Annotated in this window: 19 protein-coding genes; 7 read left to right on the top strand and 12 right to left on the bottom strand. The window is 72.2% G+C overall.

Annotation, left to right across the window (positions count from 1 at the left end; genetic code table 11):
- The first annotated feature begins 13 nt into the window (after positions 1 to 13).
- Positions 14 to 610: a helix-turn-helix domain-containing protein gene (locus CRP55_RS41340; protein ID WP_097327467.1), complete on the top strand. Its 597-nt coding sequence runs from the start codon at positions 14 to 16 to the stop codon at positions 608 to 610.
- On the opposite strand, the gene CRP55_RS41335 is transcribed toward CRP55_RS41340, so the two are convergent.
- The 10 genes from CRP55_RS41335 to CRP55_RS41290 all read right to left on the bottom strand — a co-directional run bounded on the left by CRP55_RS41335 (position 585) and on the right by CRP55_RS41290 (position 10089).
- Positions 585 to 1634, bottom strand: a complete 1050-nt coding sequence (locus tag CRP55_RS41335; protein WP_097327466.1) for an MSMEG_0565 family glycosyltransferase — start codon at positions 1632 to 1634, stop codon at positions 585 to 587. The genes CRP55_RS41340 and CRP55_RS41335 overlap by 26 nt on opposite strands.
- Positions 1631 to 2467, bottom strand: coding sequence for a carbon-nitrogen hydrolase family protein (locus CRP55_RS41330; RefSeq protein WP_097327465.1), 837 nt, complete (start codon positions 2465 to 2467; stop codon positions 1631 to 1633). The genes CRP55_RS41335 and CRP55_RS41330 overlap by 4 nt, the downstream gene beginning before the upstream one ends.
- Positions 2464 to 3285 carry a carbon-nitrogen hydrolase family protein gene (locus tag CRP55_RS41325; protein ID WP_097327464.1) on the bottom strand — a complete coding sequence of 274 codons (822 nt, stop codon included), beginning with the start codon at positions 3283 to 3285 and terminating at the stop codon, positions 2464 to 2466. Before CRP55_RS41325 ends, CRP55_RS41330 begins: the two co-directional genes overlap by 4 nt.
- Positions 3282 to 4640: an MSMEG_0567/sll0787 family protein gene (locus tag CRP55_RS41320; RefSeq protein WP_097327509.1), complete on the bottom strand. Its 1359-nt coding sequence runs from the start codon at positions 4638 to 4640 to the stop codon at positions 3282 to 3284. Before CRP55_RS41320 ends, CRP55_RS41325 begins: the two co-directional genes overlap by 4 nt.
- Positions 4637 to 5689 carry an MSMEG_0568 family radical SAM protein gene (locus CRP55_RS41315; protein WP_097327463.1) on the bottom strand — a complete coding sequence of 351 codons (1053 nt, stop codon included), beginning with the start codon at positions 5687 to 5689 and terminating at the stop codon, positions 4637 to 4639. The genes CRP55_RS41320 and CRP55_RS41315 overlap by 4 nt, the downstream gene beginning before the upstream one ends.
- Before the next feature lies 1 nt (position 5690).
- Positions 5691 to 6203 (bottom strand): MSMEG_0572/Sll0783 family nitrogen starvation response protein, encoded by a 513-nt coding sequence (locus CRP55_RS41310; protein ID WP_097327462.1) that lies wholly within the window; start codon positions 6201 to 6203, stop codon positions 5691 to 5693.
- Positions 6204 to 6214: 11 nt separating this feature from the next.
- Positions 6215 to 7015: an amidohydrolase family protein gene (locus CRP55_RS41305; RefSeq protein WP_097327508.1), complete on the bottom strand. Its 801-nt coding sequence runs from the start codon at positions 7013 to 7015 to the stop codon at positions 6215 to 6217.
- On the bottom strand, positions 7012 to 8310 hold the full coding sequence (locus tag CRP55_RS41300; protein WP_097327461.1) for an MSMEG_0569 family flavin-dependent oxidoreductase: 1299 nt from the start codon (positions 8308 to 8310) through the stop codon (positions 7012 to 7014). Before CRP55_RS41300 ends, CRP55_RS41305 begins: the two co-directional genes overlap by 4 nt.
- Complete coding sequence (locus CRP55_RS41295) at positions 8307 to 8585, bottom strand: MSMEG_0570 family nitrogen starvation response protein (RefSeq protein WP_097327460.1); 279 nt, start codon at positions 8583 to 8585, stop codon at positions 8307 to 8309. Before CRP55_RS41295 ends, CRP55_RS41300 begins: the two co-directional genes overlap by 4 nt.
- A gap of 94 nt (positions 8586 to 8679) precedes the next feature.
- Positions 8680 to 10089 carry a B12-binding domain-containing radical SAM protein gene (locus CRP55_RS41290; RefSeq protein ID WP_097327459.1) on the bottom strand — a complete coding sequence of 470 codons (1410 nt, stop codon included), beginning with the start codon at positions 10087 to 10089 and terminating at the stop codon, positions 8680 to 8682.
- A gap of 168 nt (positions 10090 to 10257) precedes the next feature.
- Between CRP55_RS41290 and CRP55_RS41285 the strand changes: the two genes are divergently transcribed.
- The 4 genes from CRP55_RS41285 (at position 10258) to CRP55_RS41270 (ending at position 13737) form a co-directional block, all read left to right on the top strand.
- The gene (locus CRP55_RS41285; protein ID WP_097327507.1) at positions 10258 to 11643 is read left to right on the top strand and encodes an amino acid permease; all 1386 of its coding nucleotides are present in this window, start codon (positions 10258 to 10260) and stop codon (positions 11641 to 11643) included.
- A 4-nt stretch (positions 11644 to 11647) separates the two neighbouring features.
- On the top strand, positions 11648 to 12568 hold the full coding sequence (locus tag CRP55_RS41280) for a hypothetical protein (RefSeq protein WP_097327458.1): 921 nt from the start codon (positions 11648 to 11650) through the stop codon (positions 12566 to 12568).
- 45 nt (positions 12569 to 12613) lie between these two features.
- Complete coding sequence (locus tag CRP55_RS41275; protein ID WP_097327457.1) at positions 12614 to 12985, top strand: Asp23/Gls24 family envelope stress response protein; 372 nt, start codon at positions 12614 to 12616, stop codon at positions 12983 to 12985.
- A 74-nt stretch (positions 12986 to 13059) separates the two neighbouring features.
- The gene (locus tag CRP55_RS41270; RefSeq protein ID WP_097327456.1) at positions 13060 to 13737 is read left to right on the top strand and encodes a type 1 glutamine amidotransferase domain-containing protein; all 678 of its coding nucleotides are present in this window, start codon (positions 13060 to 13062) and stop codon (positions 13735 to 13737) included.
- Positions 13738 to 13896: 159 nt separating this feature from the next.
- Here the strand turns inward: CRP55_RS41270 and CRP55_RS41265 are convergent, their stop codons facing one another.
- Entirely contained in the window at positions 13897 to 14748 is an 852-nt protein-coding gene (locus CRP55_RS41265) for a universal stress protein (protein ID WP_097327455.1), read from the bottom strand.
- 135 nt (positions 14749 to 14883) lie between these two features.
- Between CRP55_RS41265 and CRP55_RS41260 the strand changes: the two genes are divergently transcribed.
- Positions 14884 to 15291, top strand: coding sequence for a hypothetical protein (locus tag CRP55_RS41260; RefSeq protein ID WP_179855558.1), 408 nt, complete (start codon positions 14884 to 14886; stop codon positions 15289 to 15291).
- A 126-nt stretch (positions 15292 to 15417) separates the two neighbouring features.
- Here the strand turns inward: CRP55_RS41260 and CRP55_RS41255 are convergent, their stop codons facing one another.
- A complete protein-coding gene (locus tag CRP55_RS41255; RefSeq protein WP_097327453.1) occupies positions 15418 to 16272 on the bottom strand; it encodes an LLM class flavin-dependent oxidoreductase in 855 nt (284 codons plus the stop codon).
- A 116-nt stretch (positions 16273 to 16388) separates the two neighbouring features.
- Here CRP55_RS41255 and CRP55_RS41250 point away from each other — a divergent pair, with 116 nt between their 5' ends.
- The gene (locus tag CRP55_RS41250) at positions 16389 to 16850 is read left to right on the top strand and encodes an Lrp/AsnC family transcriptional regulator (RefSeq protein WP_097327452.1); all 462 of its coding nucleotides are present in this window, start codon (positions 16389 to 16391) and stop codon (positions 16848 to 16850) included.
- Positions 16851 to 16951: the final 101 nt, after the last annotated feature.

Genomic DNA, 16951 nt, shown 5'->3' with positions numbered 1-16951 from the left:
GCAAAATGGCGCTATGGACGACTCGACAAAACGCACCCTCGGCGGCGTAGGGCCCCGGCTCAAGGAGCTCCGCCGGCGTCGCGACATCACCCTGACCGACCTGGCCGAGCGGACCGGCATCTCGATCAGCACGCTGTCCCGGCTCGAGGGCGGTCTCCGGCTGCCCACGCTCGAACAGCTGCTGCCGCTGGCCCGCGCGTACGGTGTCACCCTGGACGAGCTCGTCGACGCGCCGCCGACCGGCGACCCCCGCGTCAACATGCGCCCGCTGGCCACCACGGACGGCACGACGATCGTGCCGCTCACCCGCCGCCCCGGCGGTATCCAGGCCTACAAGTTCGTCCTGCCGGCCGGCCGCGACGACGATCAGCCGCGTCTGCGCACGCACGAGGGCTGGGACTGGGCGTTCGTCCTCAACGGCCGGCTGAGGCTCGTTCTCGGCCCGCACGACCTCGTCCTCGAGCCGGGCGAGGCCGCGGAGTTCGACACACGGACCCCGCACTGGTTCGGGGCCACCAGCTCGGGACCCGTGGAGTTCCTCAGCCTCGTCGGCAAGCAGGGCGAACGGGCACACGTACGAGGCGTCACGCCAGCTGCTGATAGAACCTGACGTGGGCTCGCGCGGCCGCCTCCCAGGTGTGGGCGAAGGCGAGCTCCTGACCGGCCTTCTCCCGGCCGGGGCCGGGGTTTTCGACCGCCTCGCGCAGGGCCGCGGCGAGTGAGTGGGGGTCGCTGCCGTATCGGACGGAGGCGCCGAACACCTCGCGCAGGACGGGCAGGTCGCGGACGACCACCGGCACCCGGGCGGCCAGGGCCTCCATGGCGGCCAGGCCGAAGCCCTCCTTGGTCGAGGGGAAGGCGAACGCCGCCGCGCCGGCCACGATGCCGGGCAGTTCGTCGTGGTCGACCGCGCCCAGCACGACCGGCTCCACGGCCAGTGCCGCGGCCCGGGCCTCCCACTCGGCCCGGTAGGCGCGATAGTCGAACAGGGTCTCCCCGCCGGCCACGACCAGGCGGAGCTCCGGGTGGTCCCGCCGGAGCAGGGCGTAGGCCTCCAGCAGGTCGAGCGAGCCCTTGCGGGGCTCGATGCCGCCGACGGCCAGCAGGTAGCGGCCGTGCGCGGCCGACGGCTCGGCCGCGGCGAAACGGGCGGCGTCGACGCCGTTGGGGATCACGCCGGGTTCGAGACCCCAGCCCGCCCGGACCTCGGCCGCCACCGCCTGCGAGACGCAGAGGTGGGCGTACGGGCGGACGATCGCCCGCTCGTGGCAGGCCTTCAGCTCCGGGGTGGTGAACTGGTCGAGGTGGTGGATCGTCCGGACGCAGCGGTCGACGGCGTTGGCGCTGATGCAGTCCTGGGCGTGCACGATGTCGTACGCCGAAGGGGTGAACGCCTCTCGCAACAGCGCGATGGAGCGCAGGATGCGCGCGCCGACGCTCTCACCCTCGACCGGCGGGAACGGCACGACCCGCAGGGTGACGGCCGGGTCGACCGGCCGGAAGAAGCCACCGCCGCGGCCCAGCGTCCAGACGGTGACGTCGTGCCCGAGGGCGGCCAGGGCCTCGGCCAGCGCGAGCGTGTGGACGACGCCGCCGCGCGGGCGGGTCGAGTAGGTGAGCAGGGCGATCCTCATGGCGCCGCCGTCCGGTAGGTGTCGGGTCGCAACTCGTCGAGGTGGCGCAGGACCCGGCGAGCGGCGCTGATCTCGGCTTCGACGTCCAGCTCGGCGACCGCGAGACCGGCCTTGGCCCAGGTCCGGGCCAGGACGTTCCCGGCCGGGCCGACCACTTTGGCCTGGCCGAGGAAGCGCAGGCCGCCGACCGCGCCGGTCTGGTTGGAGGAGACCACGACGACCTGGTTCTCGGCGGCGCGGGCGCAGTCGTAGAGGTCGAACAGCCGCGACTGGCGGTCCTGGGACAGCTTGGGCGCCTGATTGGTGATGCTGGCCGGCCACGCCGACAGGCAGGCCAGGATCCGCGCGCCGCCGAGGGCCAGGGTCCGGGCCGACTCCGGGAACGTCTTGTCGTAGTCGATGAGCATGCCGATCCGGCCCACCGGGGTGTCGAACGGGGTGAAGTCGTCGCCGGGGCGGTACACGGTGACCTCGGCCGCAGGCAGGTGGACCTTGCGGTGCCGGCCGAGGATCCCGTCGCCGGACAGGCAGATCGCCGCGTTGTAGCGGTCGTCGCCGTCGGCCTCGCAGTAGCCGACGCACACCACCATCTCCCGGGCCAGCGCGGCGACCCGCCGCAGGACCGCGTCGTCCGCGGTGAAGGCGGGCGGCAGCGCGTCCGGATCGGGACGGCGCAGGTCGGCCAGGTAGCCGCCGATCGCGGCGTCCGGCAGCACGAGCAGGTCGGCGCCGGCCTGCCGGGCGTCGCCGATGAGCTTGCCGATGCGGCCGAGGTCGTACTCGATGTCACGGCCGAAGTGCGCGGCCGCCGCGGCGATGCGGGTGAGCGTCACGATCGGTACGTGTCCGGGCGCCGGTCCCGCAGGTGACCCATGTACCGGCGGGCGGCGGCCAGTGACTCGGCCACTTCGACGTCGGCGACCGCCACGCCGGCCGCGCAGCCGGTGGTGGCCAGCACGTCGCCGCCGGGGTCGACCACCTTGGCGCTGCACACGAATCGGAGCGAGCCGAACCGGCCGGCCTGGTTGGCCGACAGCCACACGACCTGGTTCTCGAGCGCCCGGGCCCGGTCGAACAGGTCGAAGCGGCGGGTCCAGCGGTCGTCGACCAGGTCGTCCGGCGCGTTCGTGCGGCTGCCGGGCCAGGCCGACACGCACACGATGATCTGCGCGCCGTCGAGCGCCAGGGCCCGGGCCGACTCCGGGAACGCCTTGTCGTAGCAGATGAGCAGGCCGATCCGGCCGACCGGCGTGTCGAAGGCGGCGAAGCCGTCGCCCGAGTCGTAGCTGGCGTTCTCCCGCAACGGCTGGTGCACCTTGCGGTGCCGGCCGAGGACGCGGCCCGCGCCGACCGCCACCACGGTGTTGTAGCGGCGGTCACCGTCCGCCTCGCAGAAGCCGGCGCAGACCACCATGTCGCCGGCGAGGTCGACGAGCCGGGCGATCTCGGGGCCGTCGATCCGCAGCGCGGGCGGCTGCTCGGCGTCGCCGTCGAGGTCGGCCAGATATCCGCCGAGGGCCGCCTCGGGCAGGGCGAGCAGCCGTACGCCGTCGGCCCGCGCCGCGCCGATGATCTTCTCGATGCGGGTGAAGTCGCCGTCCAGGTCGCGGTCGAAGGGCTCCGCGACCGCGGCCATCCGGATGCTGGTCATGATGTGGCCGTCCCCAATCCCGTGACACCGCCGCCGATCGCGGGGGTGAGTTCTCCGTCGGGCCAGCGCAGCTGGACCCCCTGTCCGGCGACGAGCTCGCCGCAGCCGGCGGTGACGGCGGGGCCGCTCGGCGCCGCCCGCAGCTCGCCGGCGGTGAGCATGGCGAAGCCGGGGAAGCAGGTGAGCCAGTCGCCGGCGGTCGCCGCGGCCGGCCGGGGAACGGCGGCGACGTCGAGGATCGCGCCGCAACCGCTGGCCTCGGCCAGCATCCCGAGCGTTCCGGCGATGCCGGCCATGGACACGTCCTTGGCCGCGGCCGGCCGGGCCGCGCCCACGAAGCCGGTCATCTCCTGGAGCTCGGCCGGGCTGCGCCGGCTGGTCGAGTCCCATTGCCGGCCCTGATAGCCGGGCCGCCAGCGGCCGCCGAGGTCGGCGGTGAGCCGGATCCGGTGCCCGGGACGGCCTCCGCCGCCGGGTACCGGGTGGGCGGCGCGCCCGAGCGCGGTCGCCGACAGCGCGGCCGGAACGCCGAGTTGGGTGTGCCCGCCGAGGACCGGCACGCCGTACGCCTGTGCGGCGCGCCGCAGCCCGGTCAGGACCCGGGCCACGAAGGCGGCGTCGCGCCCGGCGACCGCGTTGAGCAGCCCCACCGGCGCCGCGCCCATGGCGGCCAGGTCGTTGACGTTGACCAGGACGGCGCACCAGCCGGCCCATTCCGGGTCCCGTTCGACCATGGACGGCAGGATGGCGTCGCAGGCGGCGATCAGATCGCTGCCGGGGACGGGGGCGCCGTCGTCGCCGGCCCAGCCGGCCGGGGCGAGGCCGTGGACGAGGTCGCCGAGCGGGCTCTTGGCCGCCGCGGCCAGGTCGTGCAGGCGGCGGATCGGCCACCGCATCCGCGTGTGCGGCCGGCCGGCCACCACCGTGCGGCGTACCCGCTGCCAGCCGAGCCGGCCGAACATGGCTTCCCACCGGTGTTGCACGGTGGCGTCGAACCGAAGGGCGCCGGCCGATTCGGCGTGGGCGCACGCCGCGCGGATCAGGGCGGGCCCGATGCCGCGGGTGCCGCGCACCGCGGGGTCGACGACCAGCCGGCCGCCGTTCCACCAGCCGATGTCCGGACCCGGCCCGGCCGGGCCGAGACGGACCCCGCCGAGAACGGTGCCGCCGGAGTCCCGGGCGACCAGCACCACCGTCCGCGGATCGTCGTCGGCCTCGTCGCGGTCGTCGCCGGTGAACAGGGCCTGCTCGTCGACGAAGACCCGCCGCCGCAGCCGGTGGTAGTCGCGGCGGTCGTCGTCGGGGGAGATGACGAAGGACGGTGTCCCGGTCAGTGCCGGCGCCAGGTCGGTCATCCGCCGGCCGCCTGGAGGACGCCGCAGGCCCCGCACGCGGCGCAGCCGGCCTTCTGGTCGCGCCCGAGCATTCCCGCCTCGCGCAGCAGCGCCGCCACCCGCTCGCTGACGTCGCGGACCAGCGAGGGCGCCGGGGCGGTCAGGCCGTCGCGCCGGGCCAGGGTGCCGGCCATCGGCCGGAACGGCACGGCGAACGGGTAGACGCCCCGCTCGATCAGCCGGGCCGCGCCCGCCACGAGTTCGTCCGGGTCCTCGCCGAGCCCGATCAGCAAGTAGGTGGAGACCTGGTTGCGGCCGAACACCTGCACGGCGCGGTCCCAGGCGGCCTCGTACTCGGCCATCGGGACCGAGCCCTTGCCGGGCATCCACCGGCGGCGGATCTCGTCGTCGAGGGACTCGACGTGGATGCCGATCGCGGAGGCGCCGGCCGCGTGCAGGTCGTCGATGACCCGCAGGTCGCCCGGTGGCTCGATCTGCACCTGGACGGGCAGGCCGGGCACCGCGGCCAGCACGGCCGCGACCGAGCGGACGAGGTTGCGGGCGCCCCGGTCGGGCCCGGTCGTGGTGCCGGTCGTCATGACCATCTGCTCGACGCCGTCCAGCCGGACCGCGGCCTCGGCCACCTCGGCCAGCTGGGCCGGCGTCTTGGCGGCGACGGTGGCGCCGGTGCGCAGCGACTCCTCGATGGTGCAGAAACGGCAGCGCTGGTCCTCGGCGTACCGGATGCAGGTCTGCACGACGGTGGTGGCGAGGATGTTGCGGCCGTGCAGCCGGGCGATCTTCTCGTACGGCACCCCGTCGGCGGTCGTCAGGTCATAGAACCGCGGCCGGTGTACGACCTGGAGCGACAGCCCGGTGTCGGTCTCGCCCAGCCAGATCTTGTCGTCGCGGATCTCGTACGGGCTGGCCGGGTTCACCGGCAGCGCGGCGTTGCCGCCGTCGATGACCAGGTGCCCGTCGTCGCTGGGGCCCGCACCGGCCGGGCGGCGCACGGGTGTCGCCACCCGCACGCCGCGCACGGCCAGGTCGGATCGAACGTCGATGGACATGTCAGACCATGTACGTCGAGTTGATGATGGCGCCCTTGCGGGCGTAGTGGATGATCGCGTCCTGCACGTCGAGCGGGTGGGTCGGGATGACGCCCTCGATGAGGTCCTCCTCGCGGGCGCCGTGCAGCGAGAGCCCGAACCGGCAGCAGTACACCTTGCCGCCCTCGGCGATGAACGTCTTCAGCGCGTTGTTGATGTTGTGCTCGCCCGGGAAGGCGGAGGTGCCGGTGGTCGGGAAGCCGCGGGTGGCCAGCGCGTTGAGCGAGCCCGGGCCGTAGAAGTAGATCGCCGATTCGAAGCCCTTCCGCAGCGCCCGGGTGGCCTGCAGGATCGCCACGAAGCTCACCGACGACTCGTGGGCGATGCCGTGGACCAGGGTGAAGTAGGTTTCGCCGTTCTCGGCCTGGTAGTCGGGGAACACCTTGGTGGTGCCGTAGATGCTCGAGCCCTCGGGCAGCGACGGGTGCGGGATCTCGGTGAGGCTCTTCTGCTCGAGGTCGGTCAGCTCGGACATGGGGGACTCCTTCAGCCGTACAACTTGGCGAAATTGGTGTGGAAAACGGACTGGGACAGCTCGGAGCCGGCGGCGACCGCACGCAGCCGGGCGTACTCCCCGGCGTGATCGCCCCACGGTTCGTCGCTGGCGAACAGCACCCGGTCGTGGCCGATGCCACGCCGGTCGATCTCCTGGGCCAGCCAGCGCGGGGCGAACCCGATGGCCCAGGACAGGTCGGTGTAGACCTGCTTGCCGGCGGTGATCCAGTCGAAGAACCGGCCGCCGATCAGCTTGATGTGGGCGCTCATCCCGCCGCCGAAGTGCACCAGGTGGACGCGGACGTCGTCGCCGTAGCGGTCGACCAGCGTGCCGACCCGGTCGATGTCGGAGGCGGCGCCCGGGGAGGTGTGTACGTGGACGGTGAGGTCGTGCTCGCGGGCGGCGGCGAAGATGGCGTCGAGCCCGGGGTCGCCGGCGCCGCCGCCGAGCAGGAAGCTGAGCTTGAGGGCCCGTACGCCCGGCTCCCCGGCCAATCGCAGAGCCCGCGCCGTCCGCTCGCCGTCCTCGGGTTTGGCCGAGACCCACAGCCCGGCCCGGATCCGGTCGTCGCGCTGCGCGGCCTCGACCACCAGGTCGTTGAAGCCGAAGGCCACGTCCGGGTCGGGTACGCCGTAGTTGGGCAGGACCAGCGCCCGCTCGGTGCCTTCGGCGTCGAGGTCGGCGATCAGCTCGTCGATGGTGGCGCGGGCGGTGGTGTCCGGGTGGACCGCCGGACCGCCGTAGAACGGGTAGGCGGGCAGGACGCCGAGGTGGCGGTGGGCGTCGTTCATGCCGCCCACTCCAGCCGCGGGAAGGTCTCGGTGGCGGTGCCGGCCAGCCAGCTGACCTCTTCGGCCATCCGGGCCCGGCCCGCCGCCGTGATCCTCCCGGCCAGGTGCGCGGCGTCGCGGGCGATGCCGGCGAACCGGCCCGACCCCCAGGTCCACTGCCAGGGCAGGCCGAGGAAGTACAGGCCGGGGCAGCTGGTCACGCCACGGTCGTGTGTGGGGTAGCCGCGGCCGTCGAACACGGGCACCTGGATCCAGCGGTGGTCGCGGTGGAAGCCGGTGGCCCAGATGACCGCGGCCAGCCGGGCCGGGTCGAGGGTGCGCTCGCCGGCCGGCGGCTGCCACACCGGCACGTACCGGTCCTCGGCCGGGGCGTCGACGCCGTTGGCGGCGATCCAGCGGTCGATGGCGTCCTTGATGCCCTCGGCCACGGCGTCGGCGTTGTCCAGGTTGGCGGCCAGATCACCGGCGAAACCGAGGCTGCCGGCGGTGATGTCGCGCAGCCGGCCGTACAGCTGCATGCCCTGCGCCGCGAAGGCGCGCAGGTCGATGTCGCGGCCACCGTCGCGGCCGGTCATGTAGTGGTTGGCGCGCAGCCGGACCTCGTCCACGTCGCCGAACTCGTCGACGCCCTTGGCGTAGTGGCCCATGGCGTCCAGCCAGGCCAGGGTGTCGCGGCCGCGGTAGCGGCGGGCGGCCCGGGGCGCGCTGCCGACCGCGAGATGCACCCGCCGGCCGGTCAGATGCAGGTCCTCGGCGATCTGGCAGCCCGACTGGCCGGTGCCGACCACGAGCACGTCACCGTCGGGCAGCTGCTCGGGGCGCCGATACTGCGAGGAGTGCAGCTGGACGACGCCGGCGGGCAGCCGTTCGGCGAGCCGCGGCACGGCCGGGGCGTGGTAGGGGCCGGTCGCCACGACGACCTGGCCGGCGGTGCACGGGCCGGCACTGGTCTCCAGGTGGAAGACCCCGTCGGGGGTACGGCGAAGCCGGGTCACGGTGACGCCCTCGCGCAGTGGCGGGGCGAACGAGGCCGCGTACGCCTCGAGATGGGTGACCACCTCGGCGCCCGGCATGAAGCCGTCCGGATCGTCGCCGGTGTAGGGGAAGCCGGGCAGGTCGACCTGCCAGTTCGGGGTGACCAGGCAGAAGGAGTCCCACCGCCGGTCGCGCCACTCGTGACCGACCCGGTCGCGCTCGAACACGACGTGGTCGACGCCGAGGCGCTTCAGGTGCCAGCTCATCGCCAGCCCGGCCTGGCCGCCACCGACGATCACGACCGTGTGGTGCGTGCTCATGCTTCGATCCCCTCGACGGTCACGGCGCCGGTGCTGTGGCGGACGGCGTGCTGTTCGACCTGGACGAGAGAGGCGGCGGCGCGGGAACAGGGAAATCCGTAAGCCTGCTGGACTCGGTCGCTGGCAATGCGCAATGCCGTACGGCAGCGATTCACGAAGTCGGCCACCGCGTATTCATGGTCGTCGGAGAAATAGTCTTCGACCACGGTGGACGGTGAATAGATTCGCTGTCGAGTCCCATCCGGCCAGCGCGCCAGCACATACCGCTCCGGCATCCTCGTGCCTCCTAGCCCCAGGTCAAGCCGCTGTTGCTGGAGCCAGTCAAGGGATCGGCGGTTTCAGCGAGGTTTCATCCGGAACAACCTGCCGTTAGATACTCCTCACCGCCGTATTCAGTTTCCGCCGCATTTCTGATTTAATGTGATCGCCATCGGGAAGGGACAGGGAACGCTCCAACAATGGGAGGGCGCGCAGCACCTGACCCGATCTGATCAGGGCGTCCCACAGCGGTTCGAACTTCTTCCAGCCTCCGGCGTACGCCAGGTGGCGCATCCGAGCGCGGGCCGGCTTGCCGGCGGCGCCGCGCCAGATGTTGGACCAGCGGTAGAAGTCGCGGTAAGCCCGCCAATAGCCCTCCTCGAGCTGGGTGGTGGTCATGCCGCTCGGCTCGTAGACGACGTGCCGGGTGTCGTAGAGGTCCCAGTCCTTGTGGAGCAGCCGGGGCTCCATGCGCTTGTAGAGGGCTGTGCCGGGATACGGCGTCATGATGTGGAACGTGGCCGTCTCCAGGCCGTGCTCGACGCCCCACGCGACCGTGCGGTCGAAGACGTCGGGGTCGTCGTCGTCCATGCCGAAGACGAAGCTGGCGTTGATCATGACGCCGGTGTCGTGGAGGCGGCGGACCACTGCGGCGTAGTCGCGGCCCACGTTCTGGCGTTTGCGCTGGCTGGGCAGGTTGGCCGCGTTGATGGTCTCCAGGCCGACGAACATGCTGCGCAGGCCGGCCTCGGCCGCCTTCTCGAGCAGATCGGGGGCCAGGATCGCGTCGACCGTACTGGCCGCCTGCCACAGGCGGCCCATCCCGCGCATGCCGTCGAACAGGGCCGACGCGAAGCGCTTGTTGCCCAGCAGGTGGTCGTCGAGGAAGTACAGGTGCTTGCCGGGCAGGCGGTCGATCTCGGCCAGCGCGTCGTCCACCAACTGCGTGTAGAACGACTTCCCGCCCTCGAAGAACGCGTCCTTGTAGCAGAAGTCGCAGTGGTGCGGGCAGCCCCGGGTCACCACGATCGAGTTCGGCACGAGGTAGTGGTGCCGCTGGATCAGGTCCCTGCGGATCGGCGGGAGCCCGACGAGCGTACGGCGGGAACTGGTGTATCTGCTCGAAAAAGAGCCCTGGCGGAAGTCGGCCAGGAACTGGGGCCACGTGTCCTCGCCCGGGCCGAGGAAGATGACGTCGGCGTGGGCGGCCGCCTCGTCCGGAAGCGACGTCACGTGCAGGCCGCCCAACGCCACCTTGACACCCCGGGCCCGGTACGCGTCGGCCAGCTCGTACGCGCGCCGGGCCGAGGTGATGTAGACCTGGATGACCACGAGGTCCGGAGTGTCGTCGTCCACGTCGAGCTTCGTGACGTGTTCGTCGAGGATCCGGACCTCGTCGGTGGGGGAGAGATAGGCCGCGAGCGTGGCCAGGCCGAGCGGCGGGAAGAGCGAGTACTTGATCGGCCGGAACAGCGGGCTGGTGGCTTCGGTCAACGCGGGCAGGATCATCGTGACGCGCATGCCGCGAACGCTAGGGACCGGACGGGGAGAAGGGGTGGCCGATCTGTGAAGGATCGGCTAAGGCCGTCGGTGGCGGCCATCGCGGTGGTGAAGCCGGCGATCAGCTCGGCGCCGGCGGGCGTCGGTTTCCGTCTGGCGCATCCATGGATGTTGATGCAAGGTGAGGAAATGGAGGGCATCTTCCGGCGCAAGCCCGTCGAGGACATGGAAGACGAGCGGGACACCCACCTGCAACGCTCGCTCGGGTTGTGGCAGCTCACGGCCATCGGAGTGGGCGGCATCATCGGGGCCGGCATCTTCGCGCTGGCCGGGGCGGTCGCGCACGAGACGGCCGGCCCGGCCGTGCTGATCTCGTTCCTCATCGCGGGCATCGCCTCGGCGGCGGCCGCGCTGTCGTACGCCGAATTCGCCGGCATGATCCCCAAGGCCGGGTCGGCCTACACGTACGGCTACGTGGTCCTCGGTGAGGTCGTCGGCTGGTTCATCGGGTGGGACCTGCTGCTCGAATACACGGCGATCGTCGCGGTCGTCGCCATCGGCATCTCCGGGTACTTCTCGTTCCTGGTGGGCGAGCTCGGCCTCGACCTGCCGGCCTGGATGCTCGGCGCCCCCGGCAGCGGCGACGGGCACGTGGTGGACCTCTTCGCCATGATTCTGTGCCTCCTGATCGCGTACCTCCTCAATCAAGGCATCAGGGCGGCGGCCCGGGCCGAGACGGCGGTCGTGGGGATCAAGGTGTTCGTGGTGCTGCTGGTGGTGGTCGTCGGGTTCTTCCACATCAACACCGACAACTACACGCCGTTCTTCCCGTTCGGCTGGAGCGGCGCGGTCACCGGCGCGGCGACGGTCTTCTTCGCGGTCTTCGGGTACGACGCGATGAGCACCGCGGCCGAGGAGAGCAAGGACGCCCGGCGCCACCTGCCCCGCGCGATCATCTACTCGCTGGCCATCTCGATGGTGCTGTACGTGCTGGCCACGCTCGTGCTCACCGGCATGCAGAACTACCAGGACATCGACCCCGAGAGCGGCTTCTCGTCGGCCTTCGCCGCGGTCGGCCTGTCCGGGCTGGCCGACGTCATCGCGGTCGGCGCGATCATCGGCATCCTCACCGTGATGTTCACCTTCATGCTGGGGGTGACCCGCGTCTGGTACTCGATGAGCCGCGACGGCCTGCTTCCCGCGTGGTTCGCCGGCCTGCATCCACGGCGGCGGGTGCCGAGCCGGGTTACGTGGATCGCCGGCATCGCGTCGGCGATCATCGCGGGCTTCCTGCCGATCCGGGAGGCGGCCGAACTGACCAACATCGGCATCCTGCTGGCCTTCGTGGTGGTCTGCGTGGCCATCATCGTGCTGCGTTACCGGCGGCCCGACCTGCACCGGTCCTTCAAGGTGCCGGGCATGCCGGTCGTGCCGGCGGTCGGCGTGCTCTTCTCGATCTGGCTCATCACGTTCCTCGACCCGGTGACGTGGTTGCGCTTCGTGATCTGGTTCCTGCTCGGCGCGGCGGTCTACTTCTTCTACAGCCGCCACCATTCGAAGTTGAACGATACTTAGACCCGTGCCCGACGTCGTCACCTTCGGATCGGACAAGCGCTTTCCCGTGGTGGGCGCGGTCGTCGTCCTCCTTCTGGCCCTCGTCGCCTTCCTGTTCTTCAACCGCGGCGGGAGCGAGGAGGCGGCGCCGGTCACCGTCACCCCTTCTTTGTGTACGGGGTCAGCCCCCGCCCCCTCGCTGGGATTTCCGTCCGCGGTCACGGGCGCCTCGCCGGTCGCGATCGTGATCGAAGGCGCGTGCACCGCCGGCGCCGCCCTCGACCGCCGCGACACCGTGGCCGGCGCCGGCCCATGGACGATCGTGGTCCGGCGCCCGGGCGGTTCGCTCGGCCACGACGGCGCCGTGATCACCTATCCCGTCGCCCCTTCACCTGGTGCTGCTTCACCGGCCGCCCCCTCGACCGCCGCTCCCTCGGCCGCCGCTCGTGGCATGGTCGTCAAAGCGCTCGGCGGCGAGCACGTCCGGGTCCGCGGCGATCTGCCCGTGGCCGATCTGCGGGCGATCGCGGACCGGGTTCGGCTCTCCGGGGGCCGGCCGGTCCTGACCCCGCCGGCGGGCCTGTCCGTCGTCGCCTCCGGCACCTACCGGCCGGCGTCGATCCGCGAGGTGCGGTACGGCACGGCCGACCTGGGGGAGCGGGAAGCCCTCGGCGGCGGACTGACCTTCACCGGCGTGGCGGCGGCCGGCGGCTACGAGGATCACCTCTATGCGACCGGCAGCCTGAGCTCGGTCTTCGGCGGCAACGGCGCGATCGCGTGGGAGCCCCAGCCCGGCCTGATCGCCTTCATCGGCTACAGCGGGGCCGAGCGCAGCGAAGCCGCCGACGAGGCGCTGAAACGGCTTGCCGGCCGGGCCCGGGCCATCAACGGCGACGGATGGCGGTCGACGCCGACGGTCGCCGTGCAGAGCAACGACATTCCATGATCGTTGATACGCTGCCCGGGTTTCCGGACAGGCGTGAGGAGTGTCATGAGCGACGGCGTGGCGGGTGTCAACAGCGTCTCCCGCGAGGTGGTGGAGAAGATCGCGGCGGCCGCGGCCCGCGAGGTGCCCGGCGTGGCCGAGCTGGGCGGCGACGTGGCCCGCTTCTTCGACCGGGTGCTCGACCGGATCGGCCTGGACGAGGTCGGCGACGCCACCCGCGGCGTGCACGCGTCGGTGAAGGGCGCGAGCGTCGAGGTCACCGTCGTGCTGGTGATCGCGGCCGGCGCCGTCGTGGCCGACGTCATCACGGCGGTGCAGGCGGCGGTGTCCTCGGCCGTCTCCGGATTCGGCCTGACCGTGACCGGGGTCAACGTCAAGGTCGACGACATCGCGATGCCTTCGTCTCCCGGCCTTTGATCCATCAGGAAGCCGATGGCACGCATGCTTTCGACTATTGGCCGTCCGATGGGTGCGCGGCTTAGCGTTGAGGCATGTCGAAGATCTTGTTCATCATGACCGGCGCCGACGCGTGGACGCTCAAGGACGGCTCGAAGCACCCGACCGGCTTCTGGGCCGAGGAGGCCGCGGTCCCGTACGAGCGGTTCAAGCAGGCGGGCCACGAGATCGTCGTCGCGACCCCCGGCGGCGTCGTGCCCCCGGTCGACGAGGGCAGCCTGGCCGGCGAGGCCGCCAAGTTCCGTGAGGTGCTCGACGCCGCGCCCGAGTTCAAAAGTCCGATCGCGCTGGCCGACGTGAACCTGGACGACTACGCCGCAGTCTACGTCCCCGGCGGCCACGGCCCGATGGAGGACCTGGCCGTCGACGCCCGCTCCGGCGAGCTGCTGGCCGGGGCGCTGCGCGCCGGAACCCCGCTCGGCGTGGTCTGCCACGGCCCGGCGGCGCTGCTGGCCGCCGTGGACGGCGACGGCCGCAACGCGTTCGCGGGCTACCGGGTGACCGCCTTCACCAACACCGAGGAGACCCAGGCCGGCCACGCCGCCAAGGCACTCTGGCTCCTGGAGGACCGCCTCAACGAGGCCGGCATCAAGGTGGAGGCCGCCGCCCCGTGGTCCTCCCACGTGGAGGTCGACCGCAACCTGGTCACCGGCCAGAACCCGCAGTCCTCCGAGGCCGCCGCCGAGGCACTGCTGAAGCAGCTCAAGGCCTGACGACCGCGCCTCCGGCCAGGGCCCCGCGCGAGCAGCGCCCCGGCCGGACGGGTCTGCGCGGCGCCCTGGCCGGCCGGTCTGCGGCCTTGGCCTGAGGGCCATGTGGGCGGCGGGCCTGGCGGCCTGCGGCCTTGGCCTGAGGCTCGCGCGGGCGTGGGGCTACGCCGGGCGGTCGATCAGGACCGGGCAGTGGGCGTGGTGCAGCAGCTGCAGGCCGGTGGAGCCGAGCAGGGCGCCGCTGACGTTGTTGTGGCCGTGGCTGCCGACGACGACCAGCTGCGCCCTGGCCGAGGCGGTGACCAGGGCGGCGGCCGCGCTGTCGTGGGACAGCACCGTCGTCACGGGCACGCGCGGGTACTTCTCGATCCAGGGGGCCAGCTGCGCGGCGAGCTGCTTGCGCTCGGTGTCGTCGTCCTCGGGCAGGGGTACGGCGGCGGCCGGCACTCCCAGCCACAGCGGGACGGCGGGCCGCACGGCGCGGACCACGGTCAGCCCTGTCTCGCGGGCGGCGGCCGCCTCGAACGCCGTGGCCAGCATCGCGTCGGAGTCGTCGAGGCCGGCCACGACCGGGCCGGCGGGGGCGTTGCGGCCCCGCACCACGACCACCGGGCACGGCGCCTGCAGGGCCATCTTGCGCCCGACCGAGCCGAGCAGCATCCCGGCGAAGCCGCCGTGCCCGCGGCTGCCGACGACCAGCAGCGCGGCTCCTGTGGAAGCTTCCAGGAGCCTTGGTACGGCGTACCCCGGAAGAACGTCTGTCTCGATTTTGATGCCCGGCTCGAGGGCCCGGGCCCGGCTGTGCGCGGCCGCCACCGTCGTCTCGGCGAGGTTGCGCGCCACATCGGCGTACTCGCTGCCGATCGCGAAGCGCGAGTCGTGCAGATCCCAGTCGTAGGCGAGCACGATCCGCAGCACCGCACCCCGCCGCCGGGCCTCGCCCGCCGCCCACTCGACCGCCGCCGTGCCGCAGGCGGTGCCGTCCGTGCCGACGACCACTGCCGGATTCCTCATAGCCGTTCTCCCTTCCGTGCCTTCGATCGTCGGCCGCCGCCGTTCGGCGCGGCAGAGGCGATCTGCTCCGGGAGGGTGGGACTTAGGACCCTGTCGCCCGCCCCGCTCCACGACGAGGCTGGTTGGCGGAGGTGCATGAAAATGGTGGTCGCGGTGCTGGTCATCCTGCTGGCCTTGATGATCGGCGTGATGGTGTCCTGGTTCCGGGTGCCCCCGCCGTCTGCACAGGCACCCTCATCGGAGTTCTCGCCGGAGCCCTCCTCGGAGCCGTCGTCCCCAGCGCCTTGGCCGCCGGCTCTTTCGTCTTTGCTTCGGCGTTTGCGCTCGCCTTCGCCCCCGGCTGCGCCGGGCTCCGCGCCCTCGACCGTGCCGTCGCCGTCGCCGTCGCCGTCGCTTTCGCCCGAAAGTCTCGAAGGCGCTCTCGCGGCCCAGTTGGCTTCCGGCGCGATCACCCGGCCCCAGTACCTGCGGGCCATGGAGTGGGTGGCGTTCCGCGAGGAGGAACGCCACCCCATGGAGCCGCTGGAGGACGGCCGCGGCTAGATGCTTGACGGAATTGGTGCGAACGGCCGGCCGATGCTGTTCATTCGCGCAATCTCGCGCATCTGCGTTGTCAGAGGACGGCCGCGGGGAGCTTCTCTCATTCGCGCAATCGCACGCGGCCGCGTGTCAGAGGACGGCGGCGGCCAGCTTCTCGATGCCGTTCGGGTCGGCGGTGGACGGCTGGAAGACGAGCTCGTCGACGCCGAGGTCGGCGAACGCCTGAACCGCGGCTCGGGCCGCCCCGGCGCCGGCGGCGATGCTGCCGACGACGATGTCGCGGTATTCGGCCGGTGCGGTGCCGTAGTAGTCGGCCACGCCGGCCCGGCCCTTGTCGAGGTCGTCGAAGGCGAAGTAGTTGATGGCGATCAGCCGCGGGGAGCCGTCGCGGCCGGCGTCCTTCCAGGTTCGGCGGGCGGTGTCGAAGTTCTCGGCCAGATAGGCGGGCGGCACGGCCGGCGCGATGTAGCCGTCACCCCACTTGGCCATTCGGTCGTACGAGGCGGGACTGCGCCCACCGAAGATCATCGGCACCCGCCGCGCGGTCAGCGGCACGGCGCCGTTGTCGCCGCCGCCGACCGGCTCGCCGTCCCACACCGACCGGTAGATCTCCAGGTCGGCGTCGATGCGGCGGCCGAGCCCGCGCGGGCCGAGCCCGTCGGCGACGAAGTCGTCCGGTCGCTGTCCGATGCCGACGCCGAGGGCGAGCCGGCCGCCGGAGACACCGTCGATCGAGGCGACCTCCTTGGCCAGCAGCACCGGCGGCCACACGGTGGCCAGCAGCACGTTGCTGAGCAGGCCGATCGTGCTGGTCGCGCCCGCGGCGGCGGCCAGCGCCACGGTGTCCATCACGCCCGGATAGGCGATCCGCCCGATCGTGCCGAGCGTCGCGAATCCGGCTTGCTCGGCCCGGGCCGCGTACGCCGGAATGGTCGAGGCGTCGACGTCGCGGACGTGATTGGGTAGTCCGATTCCGATCTTCATATCTGCGATGACGCGTCCGGCCCGCCGGGGTTCAGGCGCCGTGATCCGCCCCACCCGCGCCGCACATTTGCCGAACATTTACCGACGCGCCGCCGGTTCTGCGGCATCATCGCCGGGTGACGAACGGCGGCGCTCTGAAAGAGCTGGACGAAACAGACCATGCGCTGCTCGAGGCCGTGCAGCGCGACGGCCGCGCGACCCTGAGTGACCTGGCCGTCGAGATCCGGCTCAGCGTCTCGGCGACCCGCGCCCGCCTGCGCGCCTTGGAGGAGCAGAGGATCATCACCGCGTACGCGGCCCACGTCGACCCCGAGGCGGTCGGCTACGCGCTGCGCGCCGTGGTGCGCATGAAAGTGAACGGCCCGCTCTTCGACGCCGAGGTGGCGACGGTCCTCGAGCGCCACCCGCAGATCGTGCGCTGCCTGCGGGTGACCGGCGAGTCCTGCTACATGATGGAGATCGTCGCCACCGGCCTGCGCGACCTCGAGGAGATCACCGACGACCTGGCCCAGATCGGCCCCATCAGCACCGACCTGGTCTACGAGGTGGTCGCCGACAAGCCCACGCCCGTCCCCTGACGGTTCCCTCCCGCTCGCGCCCGCCCGCTCGCCGGCGCGCCCGCGCTTTCGCGCCCGCGCTTTCGCGCCCGCGCTTTTGCGGACTCCGCGGCCGCGCGCCG

Origin of the sequence: Paractinoplanes atraurantiacus (genome assembly GCF_900215205.1) — a bacterium.
GTDB lineage: Bacteria > Actinomycetota > Actinomycetes > Mycobacteriales > Micromonosporaceae > Actinoplanes > Actinoplanes atraurantiacus.
Note: the sequence above shows the minus strand (reverse complement) of the source record. Positions and strands in the feature narration are given on the sequence as shown.